This is a genomic window from Corynebacterium sp. CMW7794 (assembly GCF_001563605.1).
Taxonomy (GTDB): Bacteria; Actinomycetota; Actinomycetes; order Mycobacteriales; family Mycobacteriaceae; genus Corynebacterium; species Corynebacterium phoceense.
Genome location: NZ_KQ961737.1, coordinates 35,950 through 60,524 on the forward strand (window position 1 = coordinate 35,950; position 24,575 = coordinate 60,524).

At 62.7% G+C, this 24,575-nt stretch carries 25 protein-coding genes and 1 pseudogene; 20 read left to right on the forward strand and 6 right to left on the reverse strand.

The genetic code is table 11. From position 1 onward, the window contains the following. Nucleotides 1–107: 107 nt before the first annotated feature. From obgE to HMPREF3227_RS06525, 19 genes are all read left to right on the forward strand, one after another. Complete coding sequence (gene obgE / locus HMPREF3227_RS06435; protein ID WP_066511380.1) at nt 108–1,628, forward strand: GTPase ObgE; 1,521 nt, start codon at nt 108–110, stop codon at nt 1,626–1,628. Nucleotides 1,629–1,688: 60 nt separating this feature from the next. After that, entirely contained in the window at nt 1,689–2,882 is a 1,194-nt protein-coding gene (gene proB / locus HMPREF3227_RS06440) for a glutamate 5-kinase (protein WP_082723318.1), read from the forward strand. Nucleotides 2,883–2,916: 34 nt separating this feature from the next. After that, on the forward strand, nt 2,917–3,822 hold the full coding sequence (locus tag HMPREF3227_RS06445; RefSeq protein ID WP_066492505.1) for a D-isomer specific 2-hydroxyacid dehydrogenase family protein: 906 nt from the start codon (nt 2,917–2,919) through the stop codon (nt 3,820–3,822). A gap of 29 nt (nt 3,823–3,851) precedes the next feature. After that, entirely contained in the window at nt 3,852–4,343 is a 492-nt protein-coding gene (locus HMPREF3227_RS06450) for a DUF1707 SHOCT-like domain-containing protein (protein WP_231732330.1), read from the forward strand. A gap of 258 nt (nt 4,344–4,601) precedes the next feature. Then, nucleotides 4,602–5,813, forward strand: a complete 1,212-nt coding sequence (locus tag HMPREF3227_RS06455) for an ABC transporter substrate-binding protein (protein ID WP_066511386.1) — start codon at nt 4,602–4,604, stop codon at nt 5,811–5,813. A gap of 3 nt (nt 5,814–5,816) precedes the next feature. Then, nucleotides 5,817–6,905 carry a FecCD family ABC transporter permease gene (locus HMPREF3227_RS06460; protein WP_005528313.1) on the forward strand — a complete coding sequence of 363 codons (1,089 nt, stop codon included), beginning with the start codon at nt 5,817–5,819 and terminating at the stop codon, nt 6,903–6,905. Then, the gene (locus HMPREF3227_RS06465) at nt 6,899–7,651 is read left to right on the forward strand and encodes an ABC transporter ATP-binding protein (RefSeq protein WP_046646211.1); all 753 of its coding nucleotides are present in this window, start codon (nt 6,899–6,901) and stop codon (nt 7,649–7,651) included. Before HMPREF3227_RS06460 ends, HMPREF3227_RS06465 begins: the two co-directional genes overlap by 7 nt. Next, the gene (locus HMPREF3227_RS06470; protein ID WP_066492502.1) at nt 7,629–8,909 is read left to right on the forward strand and encodes a glutamate-5-semialdehyde dehydrogenase; all 1,281 of its coding nucleotides are present in this window, start codon (nt 7,629–7,631) and stop codon (nt 8,907–8,909) included. Before HMPREF3227_RS06465 ends, HMPREF3227_RS06470 begins: the two co-directional genes overlap by 23 nt. Then, nucleotides 8,910–9,635 (forward strand): hypothetical protein, encoded by a 726-nt coding sequence (locus HMPREF3227_RS06475; RefSeq protein WP_066511388.1) that lies wholly within the window; start codon nt 8,910–8,912, stop codon nt 9,633–9,635. Between the two features lie 152 nt (nt 9,636–9,787). After that, nucleotides 9,788–10,708, forward strand: coding sequence for a cutinase family protein (locus HMPREF3227_RS06480; RefSeq protein ID WP_066492499.1), 921 nt, complete (start codon nt 9,788–9,790; stop codon nt 10,706–10,708). Nucleotides 10,709–10,739: 31 nt separating this feature from the next. Beyond that, nucleotides 10,740–11,351, forward strand: a complete 612-nt coding sequence (gene nadD / locus HMPREF3227_RS06485) for a nicotinate-nucleotide adenylyltransferase (RefSeq protein WP_066492495.1) — start codon at nt 10,740–10,742, stop codon at nt 11,349–11,351. A gap of 73 nt (nt 11,352–11,424) precedes the next feature. Further along, nucleotides 11,425–11,895, forward strand: a complete 471-nt coding sequence (rsfS, locus tag HMPREF3227_RS06490; RefSeq protein ID WP_066492492.1) for a ribosome silencing factor — start codon at nt 11,425–11,427, stop codon at nt 11,893–11,895. Nucleotides 11,896–11,901: 6 nt separating this feature from the next. Then, the gene (locus HMPREF3227_RS06495) at nt 11,902–12,600 is read left to right on the forward strand and encodes a histidine phosphatase family protein (protein WP_066492490.1); all 699 of its coding nucleotides are present in this window, start codon (nt 11,902–11,904) and stop codon (nt 12,598–12,600) included. Beyond that, complete coding sequence (locus HMPREF3227_RS06500; protein WP_066492489.1) at nt 12,600–13,463, forward strand: DegV family protein; 864 nt, start codon at nt 12,600–12,602, stop codon at nt 13,461–13,463. Before HMPREF3227_RS06495 ends, HMPREF3227_RS06500 begins: the two co-directional genes overlap by 1 nt. Before the next feature lie 15 nt (nt 13,464–13,478). After that, entirely contained in the window at nt 13,479–14,105 is a 627-nt protein-coding gene (locus tag HMPREF3227_RS06505) for a ComEA family DNA-binding protein (protein WP_066492487.1), read from the forward strand. Then, nucleotides 14,102–15,478, forward strand: a complete 1,377-nt coding sequence (locus tag HMPREF3227_RS06510; protein WP_066511391.1) for a ComEC/Rec2 family competence protein — start codon at nt 14,102–14,104, stop codon at nt 15,476–15,478. The genes HMPREF3227_RS06505 and HMPREF3227_RS06510 overlap by 4 nt, the downstream gene beginning before the upstream one ends. A gap of 1 nt (nt 15,479) precedes the next feature. Further along, the gene (gene holA / locus HMPREF3227_RS06515) at nt 15,480–16,418 is read left to right on the forward strand and encodes a DNA polymerase III subunit delta (protein WP_066492480.1); all 939 of its coding nucleotides are present in this window, start codon (nt 15,480–15,482) and stop codon (nt 16,416–16,418) included. A 65-nt stretch (nt 16,419–16,483) separates the two neighbouring features. After that, nucleotides 16,484–16,816 (forward strand): ankyrin repeat domain-containing protein, encoded by a 333-nt coding sequence (locus HMPREF3227_RS06520; protein ID WP_066492529.1) that lies wholly within the window; start codon nt 16,484–16,486, stop codon nt 16,814–16,816. Beyond that, nucleotides 16,813–17,457 carry a LysE family translocator gene (locus tag HMPREF3227_RS06525; protein ID WP_066492478.1) on the forward strand — a complete coding sequence of 215 codons (645 nt, stop codon included), beginning with the start codon at nt 16,813–16,815 and terminating at the stop codon, nt 17,455–17,457. Before HMPREF3227_RS06520 ends, HMPREF3227_RS06525 begins: the two co-directional genes overlap by 4 nt. On the opposite strand, the gene HMPREF3227_RS06530 is transcribed toward HMPREF3227_RS06525, so the two are convergent. From HMPREF3227_RS06530 to HMPREF3227_RS06550, 5 genes are all read right to left on the reverse strand, one after another. Next, nucleotides 17,458–19,092 carry an alpha-keto acid decarboxylase family protein gene (locus tag HMPREF3227_RS06530; protein ID WP_066511395.1) on the reverse strand — a complete coding sequence of 545 codons (1,635 nt, stop codon included), beginning with the start codon at nt 19,090–19,092 and terminating at the stop codon, nt 17,458–17,460. 133 nt (nt 19,093–19,225) lie between these two features. Next, a complete protein-coding gene (locus HMPREF3227_RS06535; protein WP_066511397.1) occupies nt 19,226–20,419 on the reverse strand; it encodes a type II restriction enzyme in 1,194 nt (397 codons plus the stop codon). Further along, complete coding sequence (locus tag HMPREF3227_RS06540; RefSeq protein ID WP_066511400.1) at nt 20,409–21,236, reverse strand: DNA adenine methylase; 828 nt, start codon at nt 21,234–21,236, stop codon at nt 20,409–20,411. Before HMPREF3227_RS06540 ends, HMPREF3227_RS06535 begins: the two co-directional genes overlap by 11 nt. A gap of 102 nt (nt 21,237–21,338) precedes the next feature. After that, nucleotides 21,339–21,602 carry a 30S ribosomal protein S20 gene (gene rpsT / locus HMPREF3227_RS06545; protein WP_066511407.1) on the reverse strand — a complete coding sequence of 88 codons (264 nt, stop codon included), beginning with the start codon at nt 21,600–21,602 and terminating at the stop codon, nt 21,339–21,341. Nucleotides 21,603–21,770: 168 nt separating this feature from the next. Beyond that, the gene (locus HMPREF3227_RS06550) at nt 21,771–22,298 is read right to left on the reverse strand and encodes a type II toxin-antitoxin system PemK/MazF family toxin (protein ID WP_066492468.1); all 528 of its coding nucleotides are present in this window, start codon (nt 22,296–22,298) and stop codon (nt 21,771–21,773) included. A gap of 18 nt (nt 22,299–22,316) precedes the next feature. Between HMPREF3227_RS06550 and lepA the strand changes: the two genes are divergently transcribed. Further along, nucleotides 22,317–24,164, forward strand: a complete 1,848-nt coding sequence (lepA, locus tag HMPREF3227_RS06555; protein WP_066511422.1) for a translation elongation factor 4 — start codon at nt 22,317–22,319, stop codon at nt 24,162–24,164. A gap of 210 nt (nt 24,165–24,374) precedes the next feature. On the opposite strand, the pseudogene HMPREF3227_RS13535 reads toward lepA, so the two are convergent. Continuing rightward, nucleotides 24,375–24,575, reverse strand: a pseudogene (locus tag HMPREF3227_RS13535) (esterase family protein); the annotation flags it as partial.

Consider the following 24,575-nt stretch of genomic DNA (forward strand, 5'->3'; position numbering starts at 1 on the left):
GCTTTCAAGGCCCGGGGCTCCCGCTTAAATGGGAGGCTCGGGTCTTTGTTTATCTCCACTAGACTGGCGTCTAGTTTTCTTCGATTTTTAATTCCGGAAGGATTTCCATGGCACGCTTTATTGACCGCGTGGTGCTCCACCTGCAGGCGGGCGACGGCGGACACGGCTGTTCGTCCGTCCACCGCGAGAAGTTCAAGCCCCTCGGCGGCCCCGACGGCGGCAATGGTGGCCACGGCGGCGATATTGTGCTCGAGGTCTCCTCGCAGATCCACACGCTCATGGACTTCCACTACCGTCCCCACATCAAGGCCGGCCGTGGCGCGAATGGCGCGGGCGACTGGCGCAATGGTGCGCGCGGCGAGGACCTCATCCTGGAAATCCCCGCGGGCACGGTGGTCTATAACGACAAGGGCGAGATGCTCGCGGACCTTACCGTCCCGGGTACCCGCTTCATCGCGGCCGAGGGCGGCTTTGGCGGCCTGGGCAACGCGGCGCTGGCCTCCGCGCAGCGCAAGGCCCCGGGCTTCGCGCTGCAGGGCGAGCCGGGCGAGGCGCACGACCTCGTGCTCGAGCTTAAGTCCATGGCCGACGTCGGACTCGTGGGCTTCCCGTCTGCGGGCAAGTCCTCCCTGATTTCCGTGCTCTCTGCCGCGAAGCCGAAGATTGGCGACTACCCATTTACCACGCTGCAGCCAAACCTCGGCGTGGTCGATATGGGCTACGAGTCCTTCACCATCGCCGACGTTCCGGGCCTTATCCCGGGCGCCGCCGAGGGCAAGGGTTTGGGCCTCGACTTCCTGCGCCACATCGAGCGCACCGCGGTGCTCGCGCACGTCGTCGACGTCGCGACGCTGGAGCCGGGCCGCGACCCCATCTCCGATATCGAGGCCTTGGAGAAGGAACTGTCCAACTACCAGGATCTGCTGGAACAGGACACCGGCCTGGGCGACCTGCGCGAGCGCCCGCGCATTGTCATCCTCAACAAGGCGGATATCCCGGAGGCTCTGGAGCTTGCCGAGTTCCTCAAGGAAGACATTGAGAAGCAATTTGGCTGGCCCGTCTTCATCATCTCCGCCGTGGCGCACACGGGCCTGGACCCGCTCAAGTACAAGCTCCTGGAAATGGTGCAGCAACACCGTAAGTCTCAGCCCAAAGTCAAGGTAGACAAGGAACACACCATCATTCGTCCGAAGTCGGCGAAGAAGGGCCGCTTTGCGGACTTCACGGTGCGCAAGGATCCGGAGATCGATGGCGGCTTCATCGTCGAGGGCGAGAAGATCGACCGCTGGATTGTTCAGACCGACTTCGAAAACGACGAGGCCGTGGGCTACCTCGCCGACCGCCTGGCCAAGGCCGGCGTGGAGGACGAGCTGCGCGACCAGGGTGCGGTGGAAGGCTGCCCCGTCACTATCGGCGGCATTACCTTCGAGTGGGAGCCGATGACCGGCGGCAAGGCGACCAATGCCGGCCGCGGCTTCGACGGCCGCCTCCTCGGTACCGACCGTGTCTCCGCCGCAGAGCGTAAGCGCGCCTCGCAGGCACGCCGTGGTCTTATCGACGAATACGACTTTGGCAACGACGCAGAGGTCACCCGCGAGCAGGCAAACAAAGACCGCTGGCAAGGATAACGTGCCCTCTTGCCCGCCGAGCATAGGGGCGCCTGAGCGGAAGAGGTATGATTTCGCTTCATGAGCTATCCGCTTCCCTTAAGCCCCTTCGACGGCGAACCCATCGTGCCGGAGCACCATGCACCGCGTGGGCCATTGCAGTCGCCGCTGCGTGAGGAACTGAGCCGAGCGAAGCGAATTGTGGTGAAGATCGGCAGCTCTTCCCTCACTAAGGAGGACAGCTTCATCACCTCGACGGAGAAGATCAACCACATCGTCGACGCCATCGCGACGCGCATGGGCACTTCGGACATCATTCTGGTCTCCTCCGGCGCCGTCGCCGCGGGCATGGGGCCGCTGGGCTTGCAGAAGCGCCCCAGCGATCTCGCGACCAAGCAGGCCGCGGCCGCCGTCGGCCAGATTCACCTTGCCTACGAGTGGGGCGTGTCTTTCGCCCGCTACAACCGTTCCGTCGCGCAGGTCCTGCTTACCGCCTCCGATATTGGCGCCCGCGACCGCGCCCGCAACGCCCAGCGCACCCTCGATCGCTTGCGCCAGCTGCGCACGGTGCCCATCGTTAACGAGAATGACACCGTCGCTACCTCTGAGATGCACTTCGGAGACAACGATCGCCTCTCCGCGCTCGTCGCGAACCTCGTGGGCGCGGACGCTCTCTTCCTCTTCTCCGACGTCGATGGCCTCTACGACAAGAACCCATCCGAGCCCGGCGCCCGCTTTATCGAGGAGGTCCGCACGGGCAAAGACCTCAACGGCGTGACGGCCGGCGACGGCGGCCGCGTGGGCACCGGCGGCATGGCCACGAAGGTCTCCGCTGCGCGTCTGGCCACTCGCGGCGGCATTCCCGTCCTGCTCACCTCGGCCGACAATATCGACGCCGCGCTTGCCGATGCCTCGGTGGGCACCGTTTTCCATACCCGCGAGGAACGCAGGCTCTCCGCTTGGAAGTTCTGGGCCCTCTACTGCGCCGATACCGGCGGCGCCGTGCGTCTCGACGCCGGCGCGGTCAAGGCCGTGACCGCGGGCGGCAACTCGTTGCTCGCCGTCGGCATTACTGAGGTCATTGGCGAGTTCCACGCGGGCGAGATCATCGACATCATGGGTCCGGAAGGTGAGGTCATCGGCCGCGGCGAAGTACGTTTTGATTCCGCGGAGCTGCGGGGCATCCTGGGTAAGCAGATGGAGGAGCTGCCGGAATACCAGCGCCGCAGCGTTGTCCACGCCGACTACCTGTCGAACTACGCCTCCCGAATCTAGTCACTAGAAGCCAGAGAAAACCCAGGAAAAGACCATGAAATACGCCATGTTGCCGGAACAATGGGAAGAATCCGTCGAGACTTTGCGGGGAGCTGGCCATGAGCTCGCGGAGCTTTCCGATGCCGACTTCCTCATCTACAACGGCGACGGCTCGGACTTCCCGTTGCCACTGCCGGAGAACATCAACTTCGTGCAGATTCCTTCTGCAGGCGTAGATCATCTGCTCGACGTCATGAAGGAGACCGACGTTATCTGGTCCAACGCCGCTGGCGTATTCGATAACACCGTGGCGGAATCCGCCATCGCGCTGCTGCTCGCGCAGCTGCATGCCCATCGCTATGTCAACGACACCTTCTCCAACTACGATGAGGTGCAGGATCACAAGTCCTACCTGCACGAGGACAAGACTGTGGCGATCATCGGCGCCGGCGGCATCGGCAAGCGGCTCATCACGATGCTCTCTGGCTTTGGCCCGCGCATCATCGCCGTAAACCGGTCCGGCAACGCGGTTCCAGGCGCGGATGAGACCTATCCCATCTCCGAGGTGGACAAGGTCTGGCCTGAGGCCGACTACTTTGTGCTCATAGCGCCGCTTACTCCGCAGACCCATCACATGGTCAACAAAGACGTGTTTGCCCAGATGCCGAAACACGCGGTGGTGGTCAACGTGGGCCGTGGCCCGCTCATCAGTACCGAGGATCTTTTGGCAGCGCTGGACTCTGGCGAGATTGCCGGCGCAGCGCTCGATGTCACTGAGCCGGAGCCGCTCCCGGATGATCACCCGTTGTGGAAGGACCCGCGGGTGGTCATTACACCGCACATTGCCAATACCCGTAACTCGGTGCGCCGCCACTTGGGAGCACACACCGCAAAGGTGGCCGCGGCCTTTGAGGCTGGCGAGGAAATTCCTACCCGTGTGGATCCGAACGCTGGATATTAAAGTGTAAAAGCATTTACAAAGACATTCGCGTGGGAGACGCCGAACGCCACAATGCGCTAGACCTCCTCAGCACCCACTTCGCTAACGGTCTCATCGACATCAACGAGTTCGAAGACCGCACAGGAAAGGCGGCTGTTGCGCGTACCCGCGGCGAGATTGCTTCCCTCTTTGATGACCTTCCTGACAATCCAATTGTAGAGGTCGTTCGGTTCAAGGAATCGGAAGCGCAGGCCGAGCTCGACCGGCTGCAGCGCCGCGGAGGGTTAGTTCACCGAATCGATGCCGTCGTTTGGTCAGCGATGATGTTCCTCTTCTTCCTGGGTCTTTTCGTCTTTGACGACTGGGACTATTTTTGGCTTGGCTTACCGATTGCAGGTTTCGCCTCGTGGGGTGTCAGGGAGGCGGTCAAGCTCTCCGACGACGACGAAGAACTTTATAAGGAATTGAAAAAGAAAGGTGACAAAGACAGGGCCGAGCGCCTACGTCTGGCAGCCGAGCGCCGCAAGGAGCTGGGGCAGTAGTCCGCGGGGTCCGCGGGGCCGCGGGGGGAGTGGCTGCGCGCTTGGGCTATAGCCGCGCGTGACATCCAGCGCGGATAACCATGCTGTTGGGGGTGGGTTTCTTTAAGAGGATGTTATTCAGCTTTAAAGTGACCTAAATCAAACTCGGGGGGACCATTTCCGGGTCTATGCGAGTGGTTGTATGCTCAAGCGTATTCCAATTAGCTAAGCCTTAGTTAACTTATCTATGGATTGACTGTGAGCAAAGGATTCTCTTTCATGACCCATTTCAACGTGCCCAAGTACTCCGTCCGCATTGCGGCAGCCACCCTGGCCATGCTCGCATCCGCGACTGCGTTGAGCGCGTGCAGCAACAGCGAAGACACCTCCGCGTCCACCGGCTCTACCGGCGCCGCGGGGGACACTGCTTTGGCCATCACTGACGTCGCCGGCCGCGAGGTCACCTTCGACAAGCAGCCTGAGCGTATCGTTCTGGGCGAGGGCCGCGGCGTGTTTGCTACCTCGATCCTCAACCGCGAGGATCCGCTCGAGCACGTCGTTGCACTCGGCAAGGACTTGCATGAGGCTGCACCCAGCTTCGAGTCCAAGTTCGCCGAAACCAATGCGGCGTACAAGGATCTGCCGACTATCGGCAACATCGCCAAGGGCGACGTAACCGTCGAAAACCTGCTCGCGCAAAAGCCGGACGTCGTGGTCATGACCCTCGACCACAAGAAGGGTGCGGAAAAGACCGGCTTCCTAGACAAGATGGATCAGGCCGGCCTGAAATACGTCTTCACCGACTTCCGCCAGAAGCCATTGGAAAACACCCCGAAGTCCATGGAGGTCTTCGGCCAGCTCTTCGGTCACGAGGACAAGGCCGCAGAGTTCAACAAGTTCTACACCGGCAAGGTAGATGACATCAAGTCTCGCGCGGAAAAGGCGGGCAATAAGCCGCGCACCCTGGTCTGGCGCGCAGCGGGCCTGAAGGATTGCTGCTCCACGGTCAAGGACTCTAACCTAGGTGACCTGGTTAATGCCGCCGGCGGTGAGAACCTGGGCGATAGCCTGCTGGACACCGAGTCTGGAGACCTTACCGCAGAAAAGGTGCTTGCTGAGCAGCCAGAGCACATCATCGCCACCGGCGGCGCATGGGCCAAGAACCCGGAAAAGCCGGAGGTCCTGCCGCACGTGGAGATGGGTTACGCGGCCAAGGAAGAAAAGGCGCAGGAGACCCTCGAAGGCCTGCTCAAGACCCCGGGCTTTGATCAGCTTGAGGCCCCAAAGGAAGGCAACTTCCATGCTGTCTACCACCAGTTCTACGATTCGCCTTTCAACGTCTTCGCCCTGGAGCAGTTTGCCGTGTGGATGCACCCAGAAACCTTCAAGGACTTAGACCCAGAAAAAGACTTCGCTGACTTCCACGACAAGTGGCTGCCCATCGACTACAGCGGCGTTTTCTTCACCACCAAAGACGCACACAAGCACTAGAAAATGGCACTTTTGACCTCTTCTGATCGTTCGCAGACTGACCAGAAAACCGAAACCAACCAGGTAATCGCCGAGTACCGAAGCAATAACTTACGCAAGGTACTCACCATCGGTGGACTGGTGCTGGCGGCCTTCGTGGCCTTCGTTGTCGCCACGGTGGTCGGCCCGATTCACCTTTCCCCGATGGAGATGTTGCGTGGCATTTTCTTACCGGGCCAGGTGGATGAAACCACCCGCACGGTCCTGTGGAACCTGCGTCTACCGGCGTCGGTTATGGCCGTGCTCATCGGCGCCGCATTGGCGCTATCCGGCGCGCACATGCAGACCATTCTGGATAACCCTTTGGCCGAGCCTTTCACCTTGGGTATTTCCGCCGCCGCGGCTTTCGGTGGCGCGGCCTCCATCGTGTTGGGCTGGACCGTGCTGGGAAATCCGCAGTTCAATCTCGCGGCCGTCGCTTGGCTGTCGGCTCTCGTGGCTGTGGCCATCGTCGCAGGTGCGGCGGTGTGGCGCGGCGCTAGTGCGGAGTCAATGATTCTGCTTGGCATCGCCCTGGTATTCCTCTTCCAGGCGCTGCTTTCGCTGATGCAATACAGCGCCTCGACTGAGGCCCTGCAGCAGATCGTCTTTTGGACCATGGGCTCACTGCAGCGCGCGAACTGGGTGTCCAACCTGATCATCGCCGCCACCTTGCTCATCGCTGTGCCCTTCACCGTCTTCAACGCGTGGAAGCTCACGGCGCTGCGCCTGGGCGATGAGCGCGCGGCAGCGCTGGGCATCAACGTGCAGCGGCTGCGCGTTTCCACCCTCGTGGTGGCATCCTTGCTGGCCGCAAGTGCCGTTGCTTTCGCCGGAATCATTGGCTTCATCGGCTTGGTTGGCCCACATGTGGCGCGCCTTCTGGTGGGCGAGGATCAGCGTTTCTTCGCTCCGGCCTCCATGGCAGCGGGCGCGATGCTGCTGGCGGGTGCCCACGCGGTATCCATCACCATCATCCCCGGCGTTGCCGTGCCCATCGGCATCATCACCGCTCTTGTTGGCGTTCCTTTCTTCGTGCTGCTCATCTTCACCAAGAGGAGGATCAAGTGCTGAAAGTAGAACAAGCATGCGTGAACTTTGGTAAACGGGAGGTTCTAAAGGGCGTTGACCTCCCAGAACCAGGCCCCGGCACCATCGTCGGCCTTATCGGTCCGAATGCCGCGGGCAAGTCCACCTTGGTCAAAACCATCGCTGGCATCCAAAAACTAACTTCGGGTACGTGCGATACCGGTGATGCCACCGTGGGCTACGTGCCGCAGGACCTTTTGACCAGCGCCTCCCTGACCGCCTTTGAATCGGTGGTCATCTCCGCTAAGCGCGGCTCGGCCAACGCCTTGGAATCGGCGGTTGAGGCGCTCGAAAAGCTCGGCATCGTGCATCTCGCGCACCGCTACGTCCACCAGCTCTCGGGCGGCCAGCGCCAGCTCGTTGCCGTGGCGCAGATGCTGGCCCGCGAGCCGGATCTGATGCTGTTGGATGAGCCGACCTCCGCGCTCGACCTGCGCCACCAGGTGCATCTGCTGGATACCTTGCGCAAGGAGGTCTCCCGCGGGGCGGTGGCGTTGGTAGCTATCCATGATCTCAACCTGGCCGCGCGCTATTGCGATGAGCTCGTGGTTCTCCACGGCGGCCGCGTGCATGCCCATGGAACGCCCGCAGAGGTGCTGAACACCGAGCTGTTGGGTGAGGTCTATGGCATCCGCGCTCGAGTCATCGATGACGAAGGCGTGCCCATGGTCTGTCCTGTCGAGGCTAACTTCAGTAAGCTTGAGCCTCATGAGCCAACTCACTCGCGATGAAGAACGAGACCAAGTACTAAACCTGGCACGTCAGGCGAAGAAAGTTGCGCCGCGGTTCGCGCAGCTTTCTACCCCGCGCAAGAATGAGATTCTTCTGCGCGCCGCTGAAAACCTGGTGGCCCGCACCCCTGAGATCCTCGAGGCCAATGAGCGCGACGTCGCCGCTGGCCGCGCGGCCGGGATGAATGATTCTTTAATCGACAGGCTCTCGCTTGACGCCACGCGCGTCGAAGGTATCGCCGGCGGCCTGCGCCAGGTCGCCGCCCTGCAGGACCCAGTAGGGGAGGTACTGCGGGGCCACACCATGGACAACGGCATCCAGATGAAGCAGGTGCGCGTGCCGCTCGGCGTCATGGGCATGGTCTACGAGGCCCGCCCGAACGTCACGGTGGATGCCTTTGGCCTTGCGCTCAAGTCTGGCAACGTGCCGCTGCTGCGCGGATCTAAGTCCGCACGCAACTCCAACGAGCAGCTCGTGGAGATCCTCCAGGACACCCTTGAGCACTTCGACCTTCCACGCGAGGCAGTGCAGCTGCTGCCGTGCGAATCGCATGACTCGGTCCACGACCTCATCACGGCGCGTGGGCTTGTCGATGTGGTCATCCCGCGCGGCTCGGCGCGGCTGATCAACGCGGTGGTGGAGAACGCGACGGTCCCGGCCATCGAGACGGGCACGGGTAATTGCCACTTCTACGTCGATAAGAGCGCGGATGTGGACAAGGCGATTGCGATGGTCATCAATGGCAAGACGCGCCGGCCGTCCGTGTGTAATTCCACGGAGACGGTGCTCCTCGACGCGGCGCTGCCGGACGCGGAGAAGCTGCGCGTCATCGCGGCGCTGCAAGATGCGGGCGTGACCATTCACGGGCGCGTGGCGGAGCTTGAGGGCTTCGGAGTGAAGAATGCGCTCGAGGCGACCGAGGAAGAGTGGGCGAACGAGTCGCTGTCGCTGGATATCTGCGCCGCGGTCGTCGAGGGCGTCGACGGCGCGATTGCCCATATCGCGCGGTTCTCGACGGGCCACACGGAGGCCATCGCTGCGCAGGACGCCGATGTCCTCATGAAGTTTGCCAACGAGGTCGACGCGGCGGCGGTTATGCTCAACGCGTCGACGGCGTTCACGGACGGCGAGGTCTACGGCATGGGCGCGGAGATTGGTATTTCCACGCAGAAGCTGCACGCGCGTGGGCCCATGGCGCTGCCGGAGCTCACCTCGACAAAGTGGATCCTGCAGGGATCCGGACAGACGAGGCCGTAGATGAAACGCGTGCGCTGTGCGGTGGTAGTATCCGTGCTCTCCGCCGCCGCGGCAGCGGCAGCGGTGCCGGGGGCATCGGCAAGCGAGGTGTGCCCTGCGGTGACCATTGTCGCGGCGCGCGGCTCGGACCAGGACCCGGAGCACGGGGATTTCCTGGGACCCGCGCGCTATGGCGAGCGGATGTCCAACGGCTACGAGGGGCCGAATATCGCGGGCCTGCTGCACTTGGCGGAGGAGCGCCACCCGGGACTCTTCGACGACGCGGAGGTGCTGGGGCTCGACGAGCACACGTACCCGGCGGCGATGAACCTGCCGCCGCTCGCCAAGGACGGCGAGCGGCTTACGTCGAGCCAGACCACGGAGCGGCTGAGCAGCGTGCTCGAGGAGCATCCGCTGCCGGAGCTTGCGTATGGCACGACGGTGGGTGCGATTGACTCGGTGGTGCGGGGTGCGCGGAACGCGCCGGGCTTCTTGCATGCCCGGGAGGCCGCGACAGGGTGCCATCCTGACTATATCGTGGTCGGCTTCTCGCAGGGCGCCGTCATCGGCACGGCGCTGGAGCAGAAGCTGGGAGACCGCGTCAAGGGGGGCGATGTACATGGGCAATCCGGTGCCGTGGCATTCGCCGAAGTCGGTGAACTACTGTCTGGGCGGGGACGTTATCTGCCGACCGACGGTGCCGAACGCGGTGGACGCGCTGCAGACCAAAATGGAAGTGCACGCTAGTTACTTTGAAACCCCACGCGTCACAGATGCGTACTTTGCTGACAGGCTGGCCGGATGGGTGAAAAATTCACAGGAAGTCCAACGTGCACATAGAGTTCCAAACCAGTAGGGTGTCCTAGCGAATAAGAAAATACTGGGAAGGTTTTCACGCCGTGTTTAAACACATTTCAGCCAAGTTTGGCTCTCTGGCGGCATCGGCAGCCGCTGCTCTCGCCCTCATTGCCGCTCCGGCGACCCTCAACGTACCGGAAGCGAAGGCAGACGTATGCCCGGCCGTCGTTGTGGTTGCGGCCCGCGGCTCCGGACAAAACAGCCAGATTTACCCCACGTGGTACTCTGCTGGCGCGCCGTACGCTTCCAACGGCTGGGAGGGCGAGACCATCCGCGCCATGTTGCGCACGGTGGAGTCGCGCTACCAGGCCACGCACGGCGGCGCGTCTGTCATGAATTCGGTCTACGTCCTGGGGCTTACGCCGCAGGACTACCCGGCGACGTACCCGGCCTACACGGTGCCGGATGTGGGACTGCCGCAGGGCATTGGAGACGTCATCGCCATCCTTGCGCAGTACGCCTCCCCGGTGTTGAACACAGCGATTTCCGCGGCCAACCAGTTCAACTACTCCGTGCAGACTGGCCGCAAGGGTGTTATGAACGCCATCAACGGCTACGAGCGCGCCTCCGGCTGCCGCCCGAAGTACATCCTCACGGGCTTCTCCCAGGGCGCGATGGTCCTCGCCGAGCACGAGAAGGAGCTCGCCGCTCGCGGTCAGCTCGCCGGCGCGGTCTACATGGGCAACCCCATGACGCGCAAGGGCGACCCCACCACGGTGGGCAACACCGCCACTGAGGGCGGCCCGCTGGGTTGGACCCCGCTCAACACGGTGACCGCGGCCGGCACGCCGAACCGCATCAACTACTGCCTGCCGCAGGACGGCGTGTGTGATACCTCAGTGGGCACGCTCATGGCCTCGCGCGGCAACGGCGGCAACCACGGCCGCTACTTCCAGTGGTGGTCCCAGTGGGATAACCAGGTGGCAGACGCCGTCGGCCGGTGGATCGACCAGGCGCGTTAGGCGGCTACCCCCAGCGGTTACAATGCCATCCATGACTGCACAGCGCATTGGCATCATGGGTGGCACTTTTGATCCCATCCACAATGGCCACCTCGTCGCGGCCAGCGAGGTCGCTCACCGTTTCGATCTCGAGCAGGTCATCTTCGTGCCCACCGGCCAGCCGTGGCAAAAGACCGGCGTCACGGACGCGGAGCACCGCTACATCATGACGACCATTGCGACGGCGTCCAACCCGCGCTTCCGCGTCTCCCGCGTGGACATCGATAGGGAGGGCGAGACCTACACGCTCGATACGCTTCGGGACATCGGCAAGCTCTTCCCGGGTGCCGAGCTCTACTTCATCACGGGCGCGGACGCCTTGGCCTCCATTACCTCGTGGCATGACTGGGAGCTCATGCTTGAGCTCGCGCACTTCGTGGGCGTGACCCGTCCGGGCTATGAGCTCACGAAAGACATGCTGCCGGCGGACGCCACAATTACGCTCATTGATATCCCCGCCATGGCGATTTCCTCCACGGATTGCCGCACGCGCGCGAAGGCCGGCCAGCCGGTGTGGTACCTCGTGCCCGACGGGGTCGTGCAGTATATGGCCAAGAACCATCTCTACCTTCCCAACCAGAACCGCGTGCTGGGCCTTAACTAGTGCTGAACTAGGAAAAATGGCCGGGCCGTGGGAAACTAGAAATAACCAATTCACGACCATTAGAGGAACACAATTGTCTATTACGGACACCGCCCGCCGCATGGCGGAGATCGCTGCGAAGGCCGCGGATGAAAAGCTCGGCGAGAACATCGCCGCCATTGACGTCTCTGACGTTCTTGCCATCACCGAGGTCTTTGTCATCGCCTCTGCGGAGACGGAGCGCCAGGTCGCCGCCATCGTCGAGGAAGTTGAAGACGAACTCACCGCCGCAGGCTTTGAGCCCAAGCGCCGCGAGGGTAACCGCGAAAACCGCTGGGTGCTGCTCGACTACGGCCACATCGTGGTCCACGTCCAGCGCGAGGGCGAGCGCGACTACTATGGCTTGGACCGTCTCTACCACGACTGCCCGCTCATCGACATCGAGGGCATTGAAACGCCCGAGCGTCCCGGCGAGTGGAGCAACGAGGTTAACACCCGCGAAGTCTCCGATATCGAGGACATCCCGCTTGCCGGCCCCGCGCCGGAAGATGAGGAAGAGTACTAAGCCATCATGTCCCGCCGCCTCATTCTGATCCGCCACGGTCAGACCACCTATAACGCCACTGGGCGCATGCAAGGCCACTTGGACACCGAACTGTCCGAGCTGGGCTACACGCAGGCCGAGGCGGCGGCACGTCTGCTCGCAGACAAAGGCATCACCCGCATCCTGGCTTCGGACTTGCGCCGGGCCGCAGAGACCGCGCGCGTCATCGGCGAGGCCTTGGGCGTGCCGGTGCTTTCCGATGCCCGCTTGCGCGAGACCAACTTAGGCGACTGGCAAGGCCGGCGTTCTGTAGACATCGATGAGGAGTTTCCCGGTGCGCGCGCCATATGGCGCCACGATCCCACGTGGGCACCGCCTGGCGGCGAGTCCCGTGTCGACGTCGCGCGCCGTGCACGTCCCGTCATCGACGAGCTCATGGAGTCCTACCCCGAGTGGAACGACCATGCCGTGCTCATCGTGGCGCACGGCGGCGCGATCTCGGCGCTCACCTGCCAGTTGCTGGGGCTTGAGGTCGCGCAGTTTGGCATGCTCTCAGGCCTGAAGAATACGCACTGGTCGCAGCTCACCGCGCGGCCGCGGTTTAATCCGGAGACGCCGCTGGCACCAGCCTGCTTTACGGAGACCAACGTCGCTGAGGCGACGTGGTACTTCGACGGCTGGAACATGGGCGCGCGCGTATCCGGCGACGGCGGGGCGGATATCTAGTGGCCGTACGCGTAGTCACTGACTCCTCCGCGGGTCTGCCGGCAGACATCTGCGAGGAACTCGATATCACGGTGCTCGACCTCCACGTCATGGAGTCCGAAGCCAAGGACGGACAAACGGAGACCTCGACCTCGGGGCTCTCGGCGTTGGAGCTCGCCGCGGCGTTTGGCCGCCAGATGGAGCGCGCCCACGACGATGGGGTAGTGGCTTTGCACCTGTCGCGCGAGCTGTCCTCCACGTGGTCCGCGGCCGTGACGGCTTCGGGCGTCTTCCCAGATACCGTGCGCGTCATCGACTCGGGGACCGCAGGCATGGTGCTGGGAGCTGCGGCGATGGCCGCGGCGCGCCTAGCGCAAGACGGCGCGAGCCTCGACGACTGCTACGACGCGGCCCAGAACACGCTCGACCGCGGGCGCACGTGGGTCTACGTCCACTCCACGGAGGAGCTGCGCAAGTCTGGGCGCATCTCCACGGCCACGATGGTGCTGTCCACGGCGCTGCTGGCCACGAAGCCCATTCTCGCGATCCAGAACGGCAAGCTGGAGCTCGTGGGCAAGACGCGCACGCAGACCAAGGCCTTTACCAAGCTCACGGAGCTCATCCAGGAACGCGCGCAGGGTGAGCCGTGCTTCGTGGCCATCCAGCACAACGAGGCGGAGGCCGCGGCGGAGACGCTGCGCGGGCTGCTTGAGCAGATGCTGCCAGCGGACTCGACGTTTATGGTCATGCCGCTAGGCGACGTCATGGCGGTCCACACGGGCCCCGGCGCGCTGGGCGTGTCCGTGGTCTTTAGCTGTGAGCAGGGGCCGGACCCGAAGCCTGCGCATAAGACGACGTTCGGGTGGAAGCCTCCGCAGAAGTAGTTTATTCTGGGCCGCATGGGCCAGAATGCGTCGCAGCGTTCGGGCGCGGGGAGGCTGGCTGACTTGCTGGCGCCGACGGGGGAAGAAGAGCTGCTCAACGTCGAGTATCCGCGCCCGCGCCTTCGCGTGCCTCTCATCCCCGCCGTCGTGGCGGGCCTCGTGCTCATCGCGGGGGTCCTGCTGTGGAACCAGCGGGAGCCCCAGCCGGTACCACTCGTGGCGCCGCATCCGTCTGAAACGGCGGGGGATTTCGTGGTCTCTGTGGTCGGCGAGGTCGACAATCCAGGGCTGGTGACGCTCACGCCCGGCGCGCGCGTGGCCGATGCGCTGGAGCATGCGCGGCCGCGGGAGGGCGCGAACCTCACGGATTTGAATCACGCGCAGCGCCTCGAGGACGGCCAGCAGATCCACGTGCGACCGGCGGGCGAGCCGGTCGCGCAGTCAGATGACGGCACCATTCATGTGAATTCCGCGACGGTGGAGCAGCTCATGACGCTGCAAGGCGTCGGCGAGGTGACGGCGCAGGCCATCGTGGATTATCGGGAGTCCATTGGGGGGTTTAGCGATATTGCGCAGCTTGAAGAGGTCAGCGGCATCGGCCCCGCGAAGTTCGCGCAAATCTCGAAGCAGGTGTCGCTGTGAGGGAGCTGCGGCTGCTCCCCGCCTTCGCGATGGTGTGGGCAGTCCTCCTCTGGGGCCCGTGGGTTCTGCTCGCGGCGCCGCTTGCGTGGCGCTGGAGCCGCGGCCAGGTCGTCCTCATGGCGACGGCTGGCCTCGCGGCGGTGCTGCGCGACGTGCCCGCACCCGAGTCGTATGTGGGCACGGTCGTCTCCTCCGGGAAAGTCCTCGAGGTCGCACGGCCCGGCGCGGTGGACGCCCTCTTTACCGACGAGCGATTTCCGGATGGCACGCGCGTCGTCGTTGAGCACGGCGTCATCACGGCGCATGCGCCGCCCGAGGGCTGGTGGGCGTTCGCGGGGGCGGTGAAAGAACATTTCCGCGCGAAGGTCGCGGCACATACGGGGGCGGCGGGGCAGAATCTCATTCCGGCGATGGTCCTGGGGGACACCGAGCTGCAGTCGCACAGCGAGCTCTATGCGGACACCGGGTTGTCACATCTGAGTGCGGTGAGCGGGTCCAATATCTCGATTGTGACGACGACGGTCTTTGTCGCGGCGCGGCTGCTCGGCGCCGGTCCTAAGTTGCAGGTGGGGCTCGCGCTTTCGGCGATGGCGTTCTTCGTAGAGTTGGTGGGCCCGGAGCCGTCCGTGCTTCGCGCGAGTGTGACCGGTCTCGTCGGCTTGGCCGCCGTGGCGAACTCGGCGCGCATGCAGCCAGCGCACGCGCTGTGTTTAGGCGGGATCTTCTTGTTGCTCTACCGGCCAGACCTCGCGACGAACTTTGGATTCGCACTGTCCATGGCCGCGACTGCTGGGCTCATCGCGCTGTTCCCGGCGCTCTACCGAATGCTCGCCCCACTGCGGCTGCCGGACGTCGTGACGCGGGCGCTGGCCGTCGCGATGGCGGCGGATATCGCGACGCTGCCGTTGGTTGCGGCGATGACGGGGCGCGTCTCGCTCGTCTCGGTGCTGGCCAACGTGCTCGTCGCGCCGGCGGCGCCGCCGCTTACGGTCCTGGGACTAGCGAGCGTCGCGCTGCCGGGGCCTGTTCTCAACCTGGTGGAGCCGTTCGCGTGGTGGATTCATACGGTGGCCGTCACCCTTGATGGGCTGCCGCTGACCACCGTCGCCGCGGCGCCAGCGACCGTAGTGCTCGTCTATGGCTGGATCGTGGCCGGGCTTGCCTGGCGGCCCCGTGCGACGGTGGGGATTGTCGCGGTGGTGTTGGTGGCGGCATCGGTAGATTCGCGCACCGTGCTCACGGTGCCGACGGACGAAGATATCCCCGCGCACCCTGCGGCGGAGAAGATCGTCGTGCTCGAGAAGGGGCCGGCGCACGACTATCCGTCCGTGACGAAGGACGGGATTCCCGTCGAGTACCCTCACCGCCGCTAGAATGGCCGGTATGCCATCTCCCGTTCACCTCGTCATCGGCGACGATGAATTCCTTGCCGAGCGCGCCCGCCTGTCCATCCAGCATGGAGAAAAGAAGACCTTCAAGGCGAGCGAGATTACCGTGAGCGAATTGCTCGAGGCTACGAGCCCCTCGCTGTTCGCGGACGAGCGGACCATCATCATCACGGACGTGGAGAAGATCGGCGCGGAGCTGCAGAAGATCATTCTCAACGAATGCACGCAGCTCGCGCCCGGCATGACCATCATCGTCATGTACCACCTCGCCAAGAAGTCGGCGAAGAAGAAGATCCCGGAGTTCGCGAAGAAGCTCGCCAAGATCGCGGAGGTCCACGAGGCCTATGAGCTTTACACGAGCGACCTGGCGCCGTGGCTCACGCGGGAATTCCAGTCGCTGGGTGTGCGTCCTACCCCGGACGTCATCAAAGCGGTGCTCGACGGCGTGGGCTCGGACTTGCGCAAGCTGGCTTCGGCGGCTTCGCAGCTCGTCGCGGATACGGACGGCAACGTGACGCTGGAGGCGGTGCGCGATTACTATTCGGGCATCGCGGAGGTCGCGAACTGGGACATTGCGGACGCGGCGGTCGCCGGCCAGGTGGGCACGGCGGTGGCGACGTGCCGCCGCGCGCTGCAGCTGGGCGCGGAGCCGATTCTCATTGCATTTGCGCTGTCTTCCAAAGTGACGGCGCTTGCGCGGCTCTATGACCAGCGCGGCGACCAGTTCACGTTGGCGAAGCAGACGGGGCTCAATCCCTTCGTGGTGAAGAACAGCATGCGTGTCGCGCGCGGCTGGAGCGGGGATAACATCTCAAAGGCCGTCATCATCGTGGAAGAACTCGCCGCGACGACAGTGGGCCAGGGCGGCGATCCCGCCTACGAGGTGGAGGCGGCCGTCCGCAGGATTGCGGAGCTGGCGGGCTAGACTGATTCTCCGTGGAAAACAACACAGAAGAATCAGTGGAAGAATTCGCCTCCAAGCTTTTTGATATGGCGCGCCACGGCGACCCTACGCTTATCGAGTACGTGAAGCAGGGCGTCAACGTCGACTTGGTCAATCAGGACGGCCAGTCCTTCCTCATGCTCGCGTCCTACAACGGACAGCTGGAGCTCACCCGCGCGCTGCTCGAGGCGGGTGCGAACCCGAATCTGCTGAACGATCGCGGGCAGTCGCCGCTGGCGGGCGTCATCTTTAAGAAGGAAGAAGCGATTATTGACCTGCTCGTTGAGCACGGCGCGGACCCGTTGGCGGGCCAGCCCACGGCAGTGGATACGGCGCGCATGTTCGGTCGAGACGACCTCGTGGAGCGTTTCGCCCAGTGAGCCTGAGCGCGTACCTCACCGTTATCGTCGCCAACCTGCTCGGCGCGCTGTCGCCGGGCCCGGACATCATCCTCATTCTGCGCACGGCGACGCGCTCGCGTCGCCATGCGGTGGCCGCGGCCTTCGGCATCCAGGTGGGCGTACTCATGTGGGTCTCGCTCACGGTGCTGGGTGCGGCGGCGCTGCTCACGGCGTTCCCGGAGATTCTCGACGCCGTGCAGATCGTGGGCGGCGGCTGGCTCCTCTGGATGGGCCAGGGTTTGGTCCGCTCGGGCTGGGAGAACCGCACCTCGCCGCCAGTGGGTCTGGCGGAGGCCGCCGCCGCGCTGGGCACGGTGCGCCACACGTTCGTGCAGGGGCTCACCACGAATCTGTCGAATCCGAAGATCGTGTTGTTCCTCGCCGCGCTGGTTGCACCGCTGTTGCCGGCGCATCCGAGCGTGGGCACATCCGTCGCCCTGATCCTGGGGCTGGCGTGGAGCTCGCTCGCACTCTTCTTGGTGCTGAGCTTCGTGGTGTCCACGCGGGCGGTGCGCCGCAAGATGCTCGTGGCAACACCCTTTATCGACTTGGGCGCCGGCCTCTTCTTCCTCGCGGCCGGCGCGGTGCTGGTCGTGCGTGGAGTGACTGCACTGGTTTAGCTATTTCGCGGCCAGTGCCTCCGCGACGCGCACGAGCTGCTTGGGATAGTCCTTCTTGCCCGTGCGCACCTCGAGGAAGACGAGGCCGGGGTGGGCCTTCGTCTTCTCGAAGGCGGCACCCAGCTCGTCGAGCGTTTCCGCCTTGAGTGTGAGGCCGAAGTCGCCTGCGCCGAAGAAATCGAGGGCCTTCGACCAATTCCACGCGGGGATGTCGTTGTAGTACTGGTCCTCGCCATGGATGGCGCGCTCAACGGAGTAGCCATCGTTATTGACGAGCAGGATGACGGCGGGGATGCGCTCGCGGATGAGCTGGCCGATTTCCTGGATGGTGAGCTGCGCGGAGCCGTCGCCGATGAGCAAGACGGGCCGCCGGCGCGGCTCGGCGAGTGCGGCCCCCAGGGTGGCGGGCAGCGTGTAGCCGATGGAACCCCACATGGGCTGGCCGATAAAGACCGTGTCGCTGGGGAAGTGGTGGGCGGCCAGTCCGAAGAAGGAGGTGCCCTGCTCGGCGAGGACGAGGTTGCCAGGGGTGAGCGCCTCGGACAGTGCGCACCAGAGCTGGGACTGGGTAAGTTGTGCAGAGTCTGCGACGGCCTCCGCCTCGGGCGCGCCGGTGGGCATGTACTCGGGTTTCAGGTCCGTGATGACTTTCTCGAGGATATCGATGGCGCGGTGCATGCTCAGCGGGGTGTAGGCATTCTTGCCGATGAACGCCGTGTCGCGGCGGACGTCGATCTGGTGGGACTGCTCGATCTTGGTGGTGAAGCCCGCCGTGATGTTGTCGGTGAAGTCCACGCCAAGGGTCACGAGCGCGGTGGCATCTTCGATGGTGTGGCGGCAAGACTCATAGGAAGCCGCGCCGGCGTAGATGCCTGCGAAGTTGGTCTCCTCCTCGTTGACGACGGTCTTGCCCCAGCTCAGCGTGGCGACGGGGACTTTGGTCTTCTCGAGGAAATCTGCGAGCCGGTCTTGAGCGCCGAAGCGGTGCACGAGGACATCGGCAAGCACGGCAAGCGTGCGGCCGGGCAGGAATGCGCGCAGGTCGCGCTCGAAGTCGCGGGCGGCGGCCTCTGAGTCGTGCTGTTCGATAAGGGGCAGGGGACCGGTGGGCGGCTCGGTGGGAGTCTCCGCGACGTCTGCGGCGAGGTGAATGACGCCGGGCTTGCGCTGGAAGAGGACTTGGACGATGAGGTTATCGATCTGCGCACGGGCAGTCATGGCGTTGAGGTCCTCCGCGATGCAGGAAATCTCGCGGTCGATGCGGTAGAACTTGCCGATGTCCCCGTCGCCCAGCGTGTGATGGATCTTGGCGCGGGAGGCCTGGAGCTCCTTGCGCGGGGCACCGACGATGTGGATGACGGGCACGTGCTCGGCGAAGGAACCGGCGAGCGCATTCGTGGCGGAGAGCTCGCCCACGCCAAACGTGGTGAGGAACGCGCCGATCCCACGGAGACGGGCGTAGCCGTCTGCCGCGTAGCCGGCATTGAGTTCGTTGGAATTGCCAACCCAGCGGACCGTGGCGTGATCGACGACGTGATCCAAAAACTTGAGGTTGAAATCGCCTGGGACGCCAAAGAGCTCGGTTACTCCGACGCTGGCCAGACGGTCAAGCAGATAGTCCCCAATGGTGTACATGGGTCTTTCTCCTTCGTGTCAGGTGAGTGTGGTACCTCACACTGTAGAAGAAAAGTGGTTCAAAAGTTACGTACGAGGACCTCGTCCACCTTGCCGCGTTTCGAGGCGACGGAATTGATGGTGCGGAATAACGTCAGATCAAGGAAATTGCCCATCGCGTCCAGCTTAGTACCGTTCGTGCACGGCGAGATTGAGTGTCATACGACGCGACTGGGATAAGGTCTGCGATCTCGTCCGCTGTGGGCATTCTTCCCGTTAGCGCTTGTTTGAGGCAGTAATTAAATACCGGTCGGGTAGCAAGTGCACGAACTAGTTCCACATGACGTTCATCTCTACTTGGTTTGGCAATTATCTGCTCGCCTAGTGGAGTCAAATGCCAGGGTGTTCCACGTTTGTCGCACTGTGCGAGCCCGAGGTATGCGAGTGCTGCAGTGTAGTAATTAGCTTGGCGACGAACGAAGGCGTAGTGGTCTCGAATCTCGTCGATCTCCATCGGGTCGGCAAGGAGCTCAAGTAAGTTAATGACACGCTCAAAAGAGTCGGCTTGAGGGAATGGTTTGCTTTCGACAGTAGGGGTGGAGCGTACGACGTTTAGAAGTGTGGCTGCATCGACCTGAGAGGGTTGTAGCACGTAGCAAGCGGCTGCGACGAGTTCGATACTGCCGGGGTCGAGTGCGTCGGCGAACTTGTATTGATAAAGCCGAAAAACTCCGTTGGTTGACACCATATAGACCGGAATAACCGGCTTGCCTAACGCGGCGAACCGTCGATATGGAAAATATAGCTGACGAATGTTGAAATCTGGCGTTATGTGGTTTTTCGCTTCGACGAGAACGAGTTGTTCGTTTGATTCGAAACCTGCATCAATTTCCATCTGAGCCCGGTCGACAGTAATTGGTCTTCCAAGGTCGAACTCGAAAGTGCCTGTAGACATGCGGCCAGAAACCGTCGCTTCTAGACCTGGACCGAGGAAATCCTCGAAGATCCCCGAGAGAACCGCTGCATTGAGAGCGAGCGCCTCGGAAGACAATGACTCGAAATTTAGGGAGCGGATGCCGTATGGCAAGAAAACGGTTCGTGGCGGATCTGTGATGTCGGGGAATGGCTCAAAGATGTTGAAATGTCCGACGAAATAGCGTGACCTTGAGACCGGGATGATGTTGAGGCCCAGTTCCTGGAATATTGTCGGGCGAGCAGCTGAGAAGTCATGCTTGGCCATGAGGCGCGGCTCGCGTCCAGAGAGGCGCTTCAGCTCGGTTGCATCAATGTAGAAAGGGGGAGCTTTTTGTTGAAGAACCTTTTCCCAACCGAGATCGTTAACGCCCATAATTTCGAACCAGTACTTCGTCGACTTTTCCGCGCTTTGCTGCCACGGAATTGATTGCCCGGGTAGCTTCGACTGTGTCTACGACGTAGTCCTTATAGAGCTCCCGGATAAAAGCCGTCGCAGAATTTGAAAGTAGGAAATTTACGCCATTGTTGCTGAGCTTATCGCAGGCCTCCTTAAGCCTAGTCTGATCGGCGTGACTAAAACCGCCCGATTGGTAACCAGTAAAGTTGCTTGTTGTGGTCACCGGATCGTACGGCGGGTCGAGGTAGACAAAGTCGCCAGACTGAGCTTTTTCAAGGACGGTGCCATAGTCGCCATTGATCAGCTGGATGTCATTTTCACGCAAATAGTTCGAGACTGCCCTCAATGTTTGCTCATCGCAAATGGCTGGGTTCTTGTATCGCCCGAAAGGAGCGTTAAACTGCCCGGCATTGTTAACGCGATATAGCCCGTTGTAGCAGGTCTTGTTGAGGTAAATGGTGCGCGCGGCGCGGGCGGCATCGGAAAGCTCTGTGTAATCGGGGGAACGGTCAAGGCTACGTAACTCGTAGAAAAAATCCGCGTCGTTCGGATAAGTAGAAAGGAGCGCGATAAGTTCATCGACACGGTCTCGAGTCACGGTATAGACGTTGATGAGCTCGGAATTGAGATCGCCGACGACCGCAACGTCCGGTGCTAAATCGAAAAGCACAGCACCTCCGCCTAGGAAGGGTTCGAAGTAGCGATCATAGTCCGGCACGACGGCACGTATCTGGGGAAGGAGCTGGCGTTTGCCGCCGACCCACTTGAGGAGGGGCTTAGGTGAACTCGTCATAACAGAGATTATCCTACTGGGCTGGACATCAGGGGTTAAAACAGAACAGGAGTTCGAGTCTTTGGGCAAAAAAGAAAGGCGGTTGCCCGCCTTTGCTTTTAGTTACGCCATCTTGTTGAAGGCGTTGGCCATACCCGACTTCTTGTTAGCGGCGTTATTGCGGTGGAACACGCCCTTGGAGACGGACTTGTCCAGAGCGCGGGAAGCAACGCGGAGCTGCTTCTCGGCACCAGCCTTGTCGCCAGCCTCGACGAGAGCGCGGAACTTGCGGATCTCGGTGCGGACGGCGGAGCGGACTGCCTTGTTGCGCTGGCGAGCCTTCTCGTTGGTGATGATGCGCTTCTTCTTGGACTTGATGTTTGCCATTGAAATTACCTCTTGGGAATCGAAATGATTACTGTTAGCGACTTACCCCGCACGGACATGTCCCGATTTCTCTCGGCGCGAGTGTTCGAAGGGCGAACCCAAGGTCCTGCTCGTCCCGACTCGCGCGCCACGGTGCGTGGAAGCAACCTGAGTAGCTTAGCAGAGAACCTATCCCCAGTGGTAACGGGACCTGAGCCGGTTGGCAATCCGCTCGAAGCGGCGCTCCGGGAAGAGCGTGCCTTGGCGGCGGACTTGCTCCTCCGCGATCTCCAGGACCCGGTCGAGGCGAATCCAGCATTGACGGCCTTGCTCGTCCCACTCGCCCGAGCCGATGGGCAGCCAACAGTCGTCCGTGGAGTGGTCCGGGTTGGGGGAGATGAGAAGCCCCAGAATGGTGGCGCGCGTCCTGCCTACGACGAGGACCGCGCGTTCTTGCGGGGGAGTCGTCGGCGTCCACACCCACACGACCTCACCGGAGTCAGCCTGGCCGTCCATATCGGGGGCAAAGAAGATGGAACGCGCGCGGGATTCGGTCTTCTCAATCCGAATCTTCGCGGCCTTGCGGATGGTCGCGCGGCGTCCGTGCAGGCCAATGCGGTCATTAATGCGGCGCAGACCGGTGTCCAAGGGGTGGGCCTCGCGAATGGATAGTGCCCTTTTAATTCGCGTCCATCCGGTTGGGTTCGCGCTCGTCATGTCGACTATTCTAAACCCATGTCTAAAAACTTTGCGGCCACTACGTTTACGGATCCAGCCCGAATCCGAAACTTCTGCATTATCGCCCACATCGACCACGGCAAGTCGACGCTGGCTGACCGCATCCTGCAGCTGTCCAAGGTCGTCGAGGAGCGCGACATGCGCGACCAGTACCTGGACAACATGGATATTGAGCGCGAGCGCGGCATCACCATCAAGGCGCAGAACGTGCGCCTTCCCTGGATCCCCCGTTCGGGTCCCTTCGAGGGGCAAGAGATCGTCATGCAAATGATCGATACCCCCGGCCACGTGGACTTTACCTACGAGGTCTCCCGCGCCCTCGAGGCGTGTGAGGGCGCCATTTTGCTTGTCGATGCCGCCCAAGGCATCGAGGCTCAAACCCTCGCGAACCTCTACCTGGCGATGGAAAACGACCTGGAAATCATCCCGGTCCTCAACAAGATTGACCTCCCTGCGGCTGACCCCGAGAAGTACTCCCTGGAGATCGCCAACATCATTGGCTGCGAGCCAGAGGATGTCCTGCGCGTCTCGGGCAAGACGGGCGAGGGTGTTGACGCATTGCTTGACAAGGTCGCCGAGCTCGTTCCCGCTCCGACCTCCGATTTCGGTCCGGACGCCCCCGCACGCGCCATGATCTTCGACTCCATCTACGACACCTACCGCGGCGTCGTCACCTACATCCGTATGGTCGACGGCACGCTCAAGCCGCGCCAGAAGGTCACCATGATGTCCACGGGCGCCAACCACGAGCTGCTCGAGGTGGGCATCGTCTCGCCGACCATGCAAAAGTGCGAGGGCCTCGGCCCCGGCGAGGTTGGCTACCTCATCACCGGCGTAAAGGACGTCCGCGAGACCAAGGTCGGCGATACCGTCACCTGGGCCTCCGGCGGCGCCGAGGAACCTCTCGAGGGCTACGCCGATCCTAAGCCGATGGTCTACTCCGGCTTGTTCCCCATCTCCCAGGCCGATTTCCCGGACCTGCGCGACGCGCTGGAGAAGCTGCAGCTTAACGATGCCTCCTTGACCTATGAGCCCGAAACCTCCGTCGCCCTTGGCTTTGGTTTCCGTTGCGGCTTCCTGGGTCTGCTTCACATGGAAATCACCCGTGACCGCCTGGAGCGCGAGTTCGACCTGGACCTCATCTCCACCGCGCCGTCAGTGACCTACCGCGTGGTTGGCGAGGATGGCGCCGAGCAGATCATCCACAACCCGTCAGACTGGCCGGAAGGTAAGCTCCGCGAGGTCTACGAGCCGGTAGTGAAGACCACCATCATCGTGCCAGCGGACTTCGTGGGCCCGACCATGGAGCTGTGCCAGTCCAAGCGCGGCCAGATGGGCGGCATGGACTACCTGTCTGAGGACCGCGTCGAGCTGCGCTACACCATGCCGCTGGGTGAAATCATCTTCGACTTCTTCGACCAGCTCAAGTCCCGTACCAAGGGCTACGCCTCCCTCAACTACGAGGACGCTGGCGAGCAGCTCGCGGACCTCGTCAAGGTCGATATCCTCCTCAACGGCGACCCTGTCGACGCCTTCTCCGCCATCGTCCACCGCGACTCTGCGCAGTGGTACGGCAACAAGATGACGAAGAAGCTCAAGGAGCTCATCCCACGCCAGCAGTTCGAGGTGCCGGTCCAGGCCTCCATCGGCTCCAAGGTCATCGCGCGCGAGAATATCCGCGCGATGCGCAAGGATGTTCTGGCCAAGTGCTACGGCGGCGATATCTCGCGTAAGCGCAAGCTGCTCGAGAAGCAGAAGGCCGGTAAGAAGCGCATGAAGTCCCTCGGTTCGGTCTCCGTTCCGCAGGAAGCCTTCGTCGCAGCGCTGTCCACCGACGACGACTAAAACCGCGTCACCTCCAAGCCCGCCCTCGTGGCGGGCTTTTTCTGTCCAGCTTTGGGTTTATGGCGCCTTGACGCCTCATTGGGGTGGTGAATCACCATAAAACCAAAGCTGGCGCGGTTCGGTCGGGCTTAGCTTTGGGTTTATGGCGTTTGGGGCCGTGGTGGCGGTGCCGAGGCGCTATAAACCCAAAGCTGGCGAGCGGCGGGGTGATTAGTAGAGAGCGGGGCGGATAGCCGCCCATGCGGGAGCGAGTTGGCCCGAGAACATGGACCAGTCATGGACGCCACGGTCGAGATAGTTCGTGGTGTGCTCGATGCCGGCGCGGGTAAGAGCAGAGTCGAGACGCTGCGTGCACTGGCGCGAGCCTGCCTCGAGCAGCGTGCCGCCAATCTGATCCGTGAGCGGCTTGCC

Bases quoted from the DNA above. Each gene is read 5' to 3' on its own strand.
- rpsT (WP_066511407.1), bottom strand. From the start codon at position 21,602: ATGGCAAACATCAAGTCCAAGAAGAAGCGCATCATCACCAACGAGAAG.
- holA (WP_066492480.1), top strand. From the start codon at position 15,480: ATGGCCGGTATGCCATCTCCCGTTCACCTCGTCATCGGCGACGATGAA.
- HMPREF3227_RS06495 (WP_066492490.1), top strand. From the start codon at position 11,902: ATGTCCCGCCGCCTCATTCTGATCCGCCACGGTCAGACCACCTATAAC.
- HMPREF3227_RS06505 (WP_066492487.1), top strand. From the start codon at position 13,479: ATGGGCCAGAATGCGTCGCAGCGTTCGGGCGCGGGGAGGCTGGCTGAC.
- proB (WP_082723318.1), top strand. From the start codon at position 1,689: ATGAGCTATCCGCTTCCCTTAAGCCCCTTCGACGGCGAACCCATCGTG.
- HMPREF3227_RS06520 (WP_066492529.1), top strand. From the start codon at position 16,484: ATGGCGCGCCACGGCGACCCTACGCTTATCGAGTACGTGAAGCAGGGC.
- HMPREF3227_RS06475 (WP_066511388.1), top strand. From the start codon at position 8,910: ATGAAACGCGTGCGCTGTGCGGTGGTAGTATCCGTGCTCTCCGCCGCC.
- HMPREF3227_RS06470 (WP_066492502.1), top strand. From the start codon at position 7,629: ATGAGCCAACTCACTCGCGATGAAGAACGAGACCAAGTACTAAACCTG.
- HMPREF3227_RS06445 (WP_066492505.1), top strand. From the start codon at position 2,917: ATGAAATACGCCATGTTGCCGGAACAATGGGAAGAATCCGTCGAGACT.
- nadD (WP_066492495.1), top strand. From the start codon at position 10,740: ATGACTGCACAGCGCATTGGCATCATGGGTGGCACTTTTGATCCCATC.
- HMPREF3227_RS06460 (WP_005528313.1), top strand. From the start codon at position 5,817: ATGGCACTTTTGACCTCTTCTGATCGTTCGCAGACTGACCAGAAAACC.
- obgE (WP_066511380.1), top strand. From the start codon at position 108: ATGGCACGCTTTATTGACCGCGTGGTGCTCCACCTGCAGGCGGGCGAC.
- lepA (WP_066511422.1), top strand. From the start codon at position 22,317: ATGTCTAAAAACTTTGCGGCCACTACGTTTACGGATCCAGCCCGAATC.
- HMPREF3227_RS06540 (WP_066511400.1), bottom strand. From the start codon at position 21,236: ATGACGAGTTCACCTAAGCCCCTCCTCAAGTGGGTCGGCGGCAAACGC.
- HMPREF3227_RS06530 (WP_066511395.1), bottom strand. From the start codon at position 19,092: ATGTACACCATTGGGGACTATCTGCTTGACCGTCTGGCCAGCGTCGGA.
- HMPREF3227_RS06455 (WP_066511386.1), top strand. From the start codon at position 4,602: ATGACCCATTTCAACGTGCCCAAGTACTCCGTCCGCATTGCGGCAGCC.
- HMPREF3227_RS06535 (WP_066511397.1), bottom strand. From the start codon at position 20,419: ATGGGCGTTAACGATCTCGGTTGGGAAAAGGTTCTTCAACAAAAAGCT.
- HMPREF3227_RS06550 (WP_066492468.1), bottom strand. From the start codon at position 22,298: ATGACGAGCGCGAACCCAACCGGATGGACGCGAATTAAAAGGGCACTA.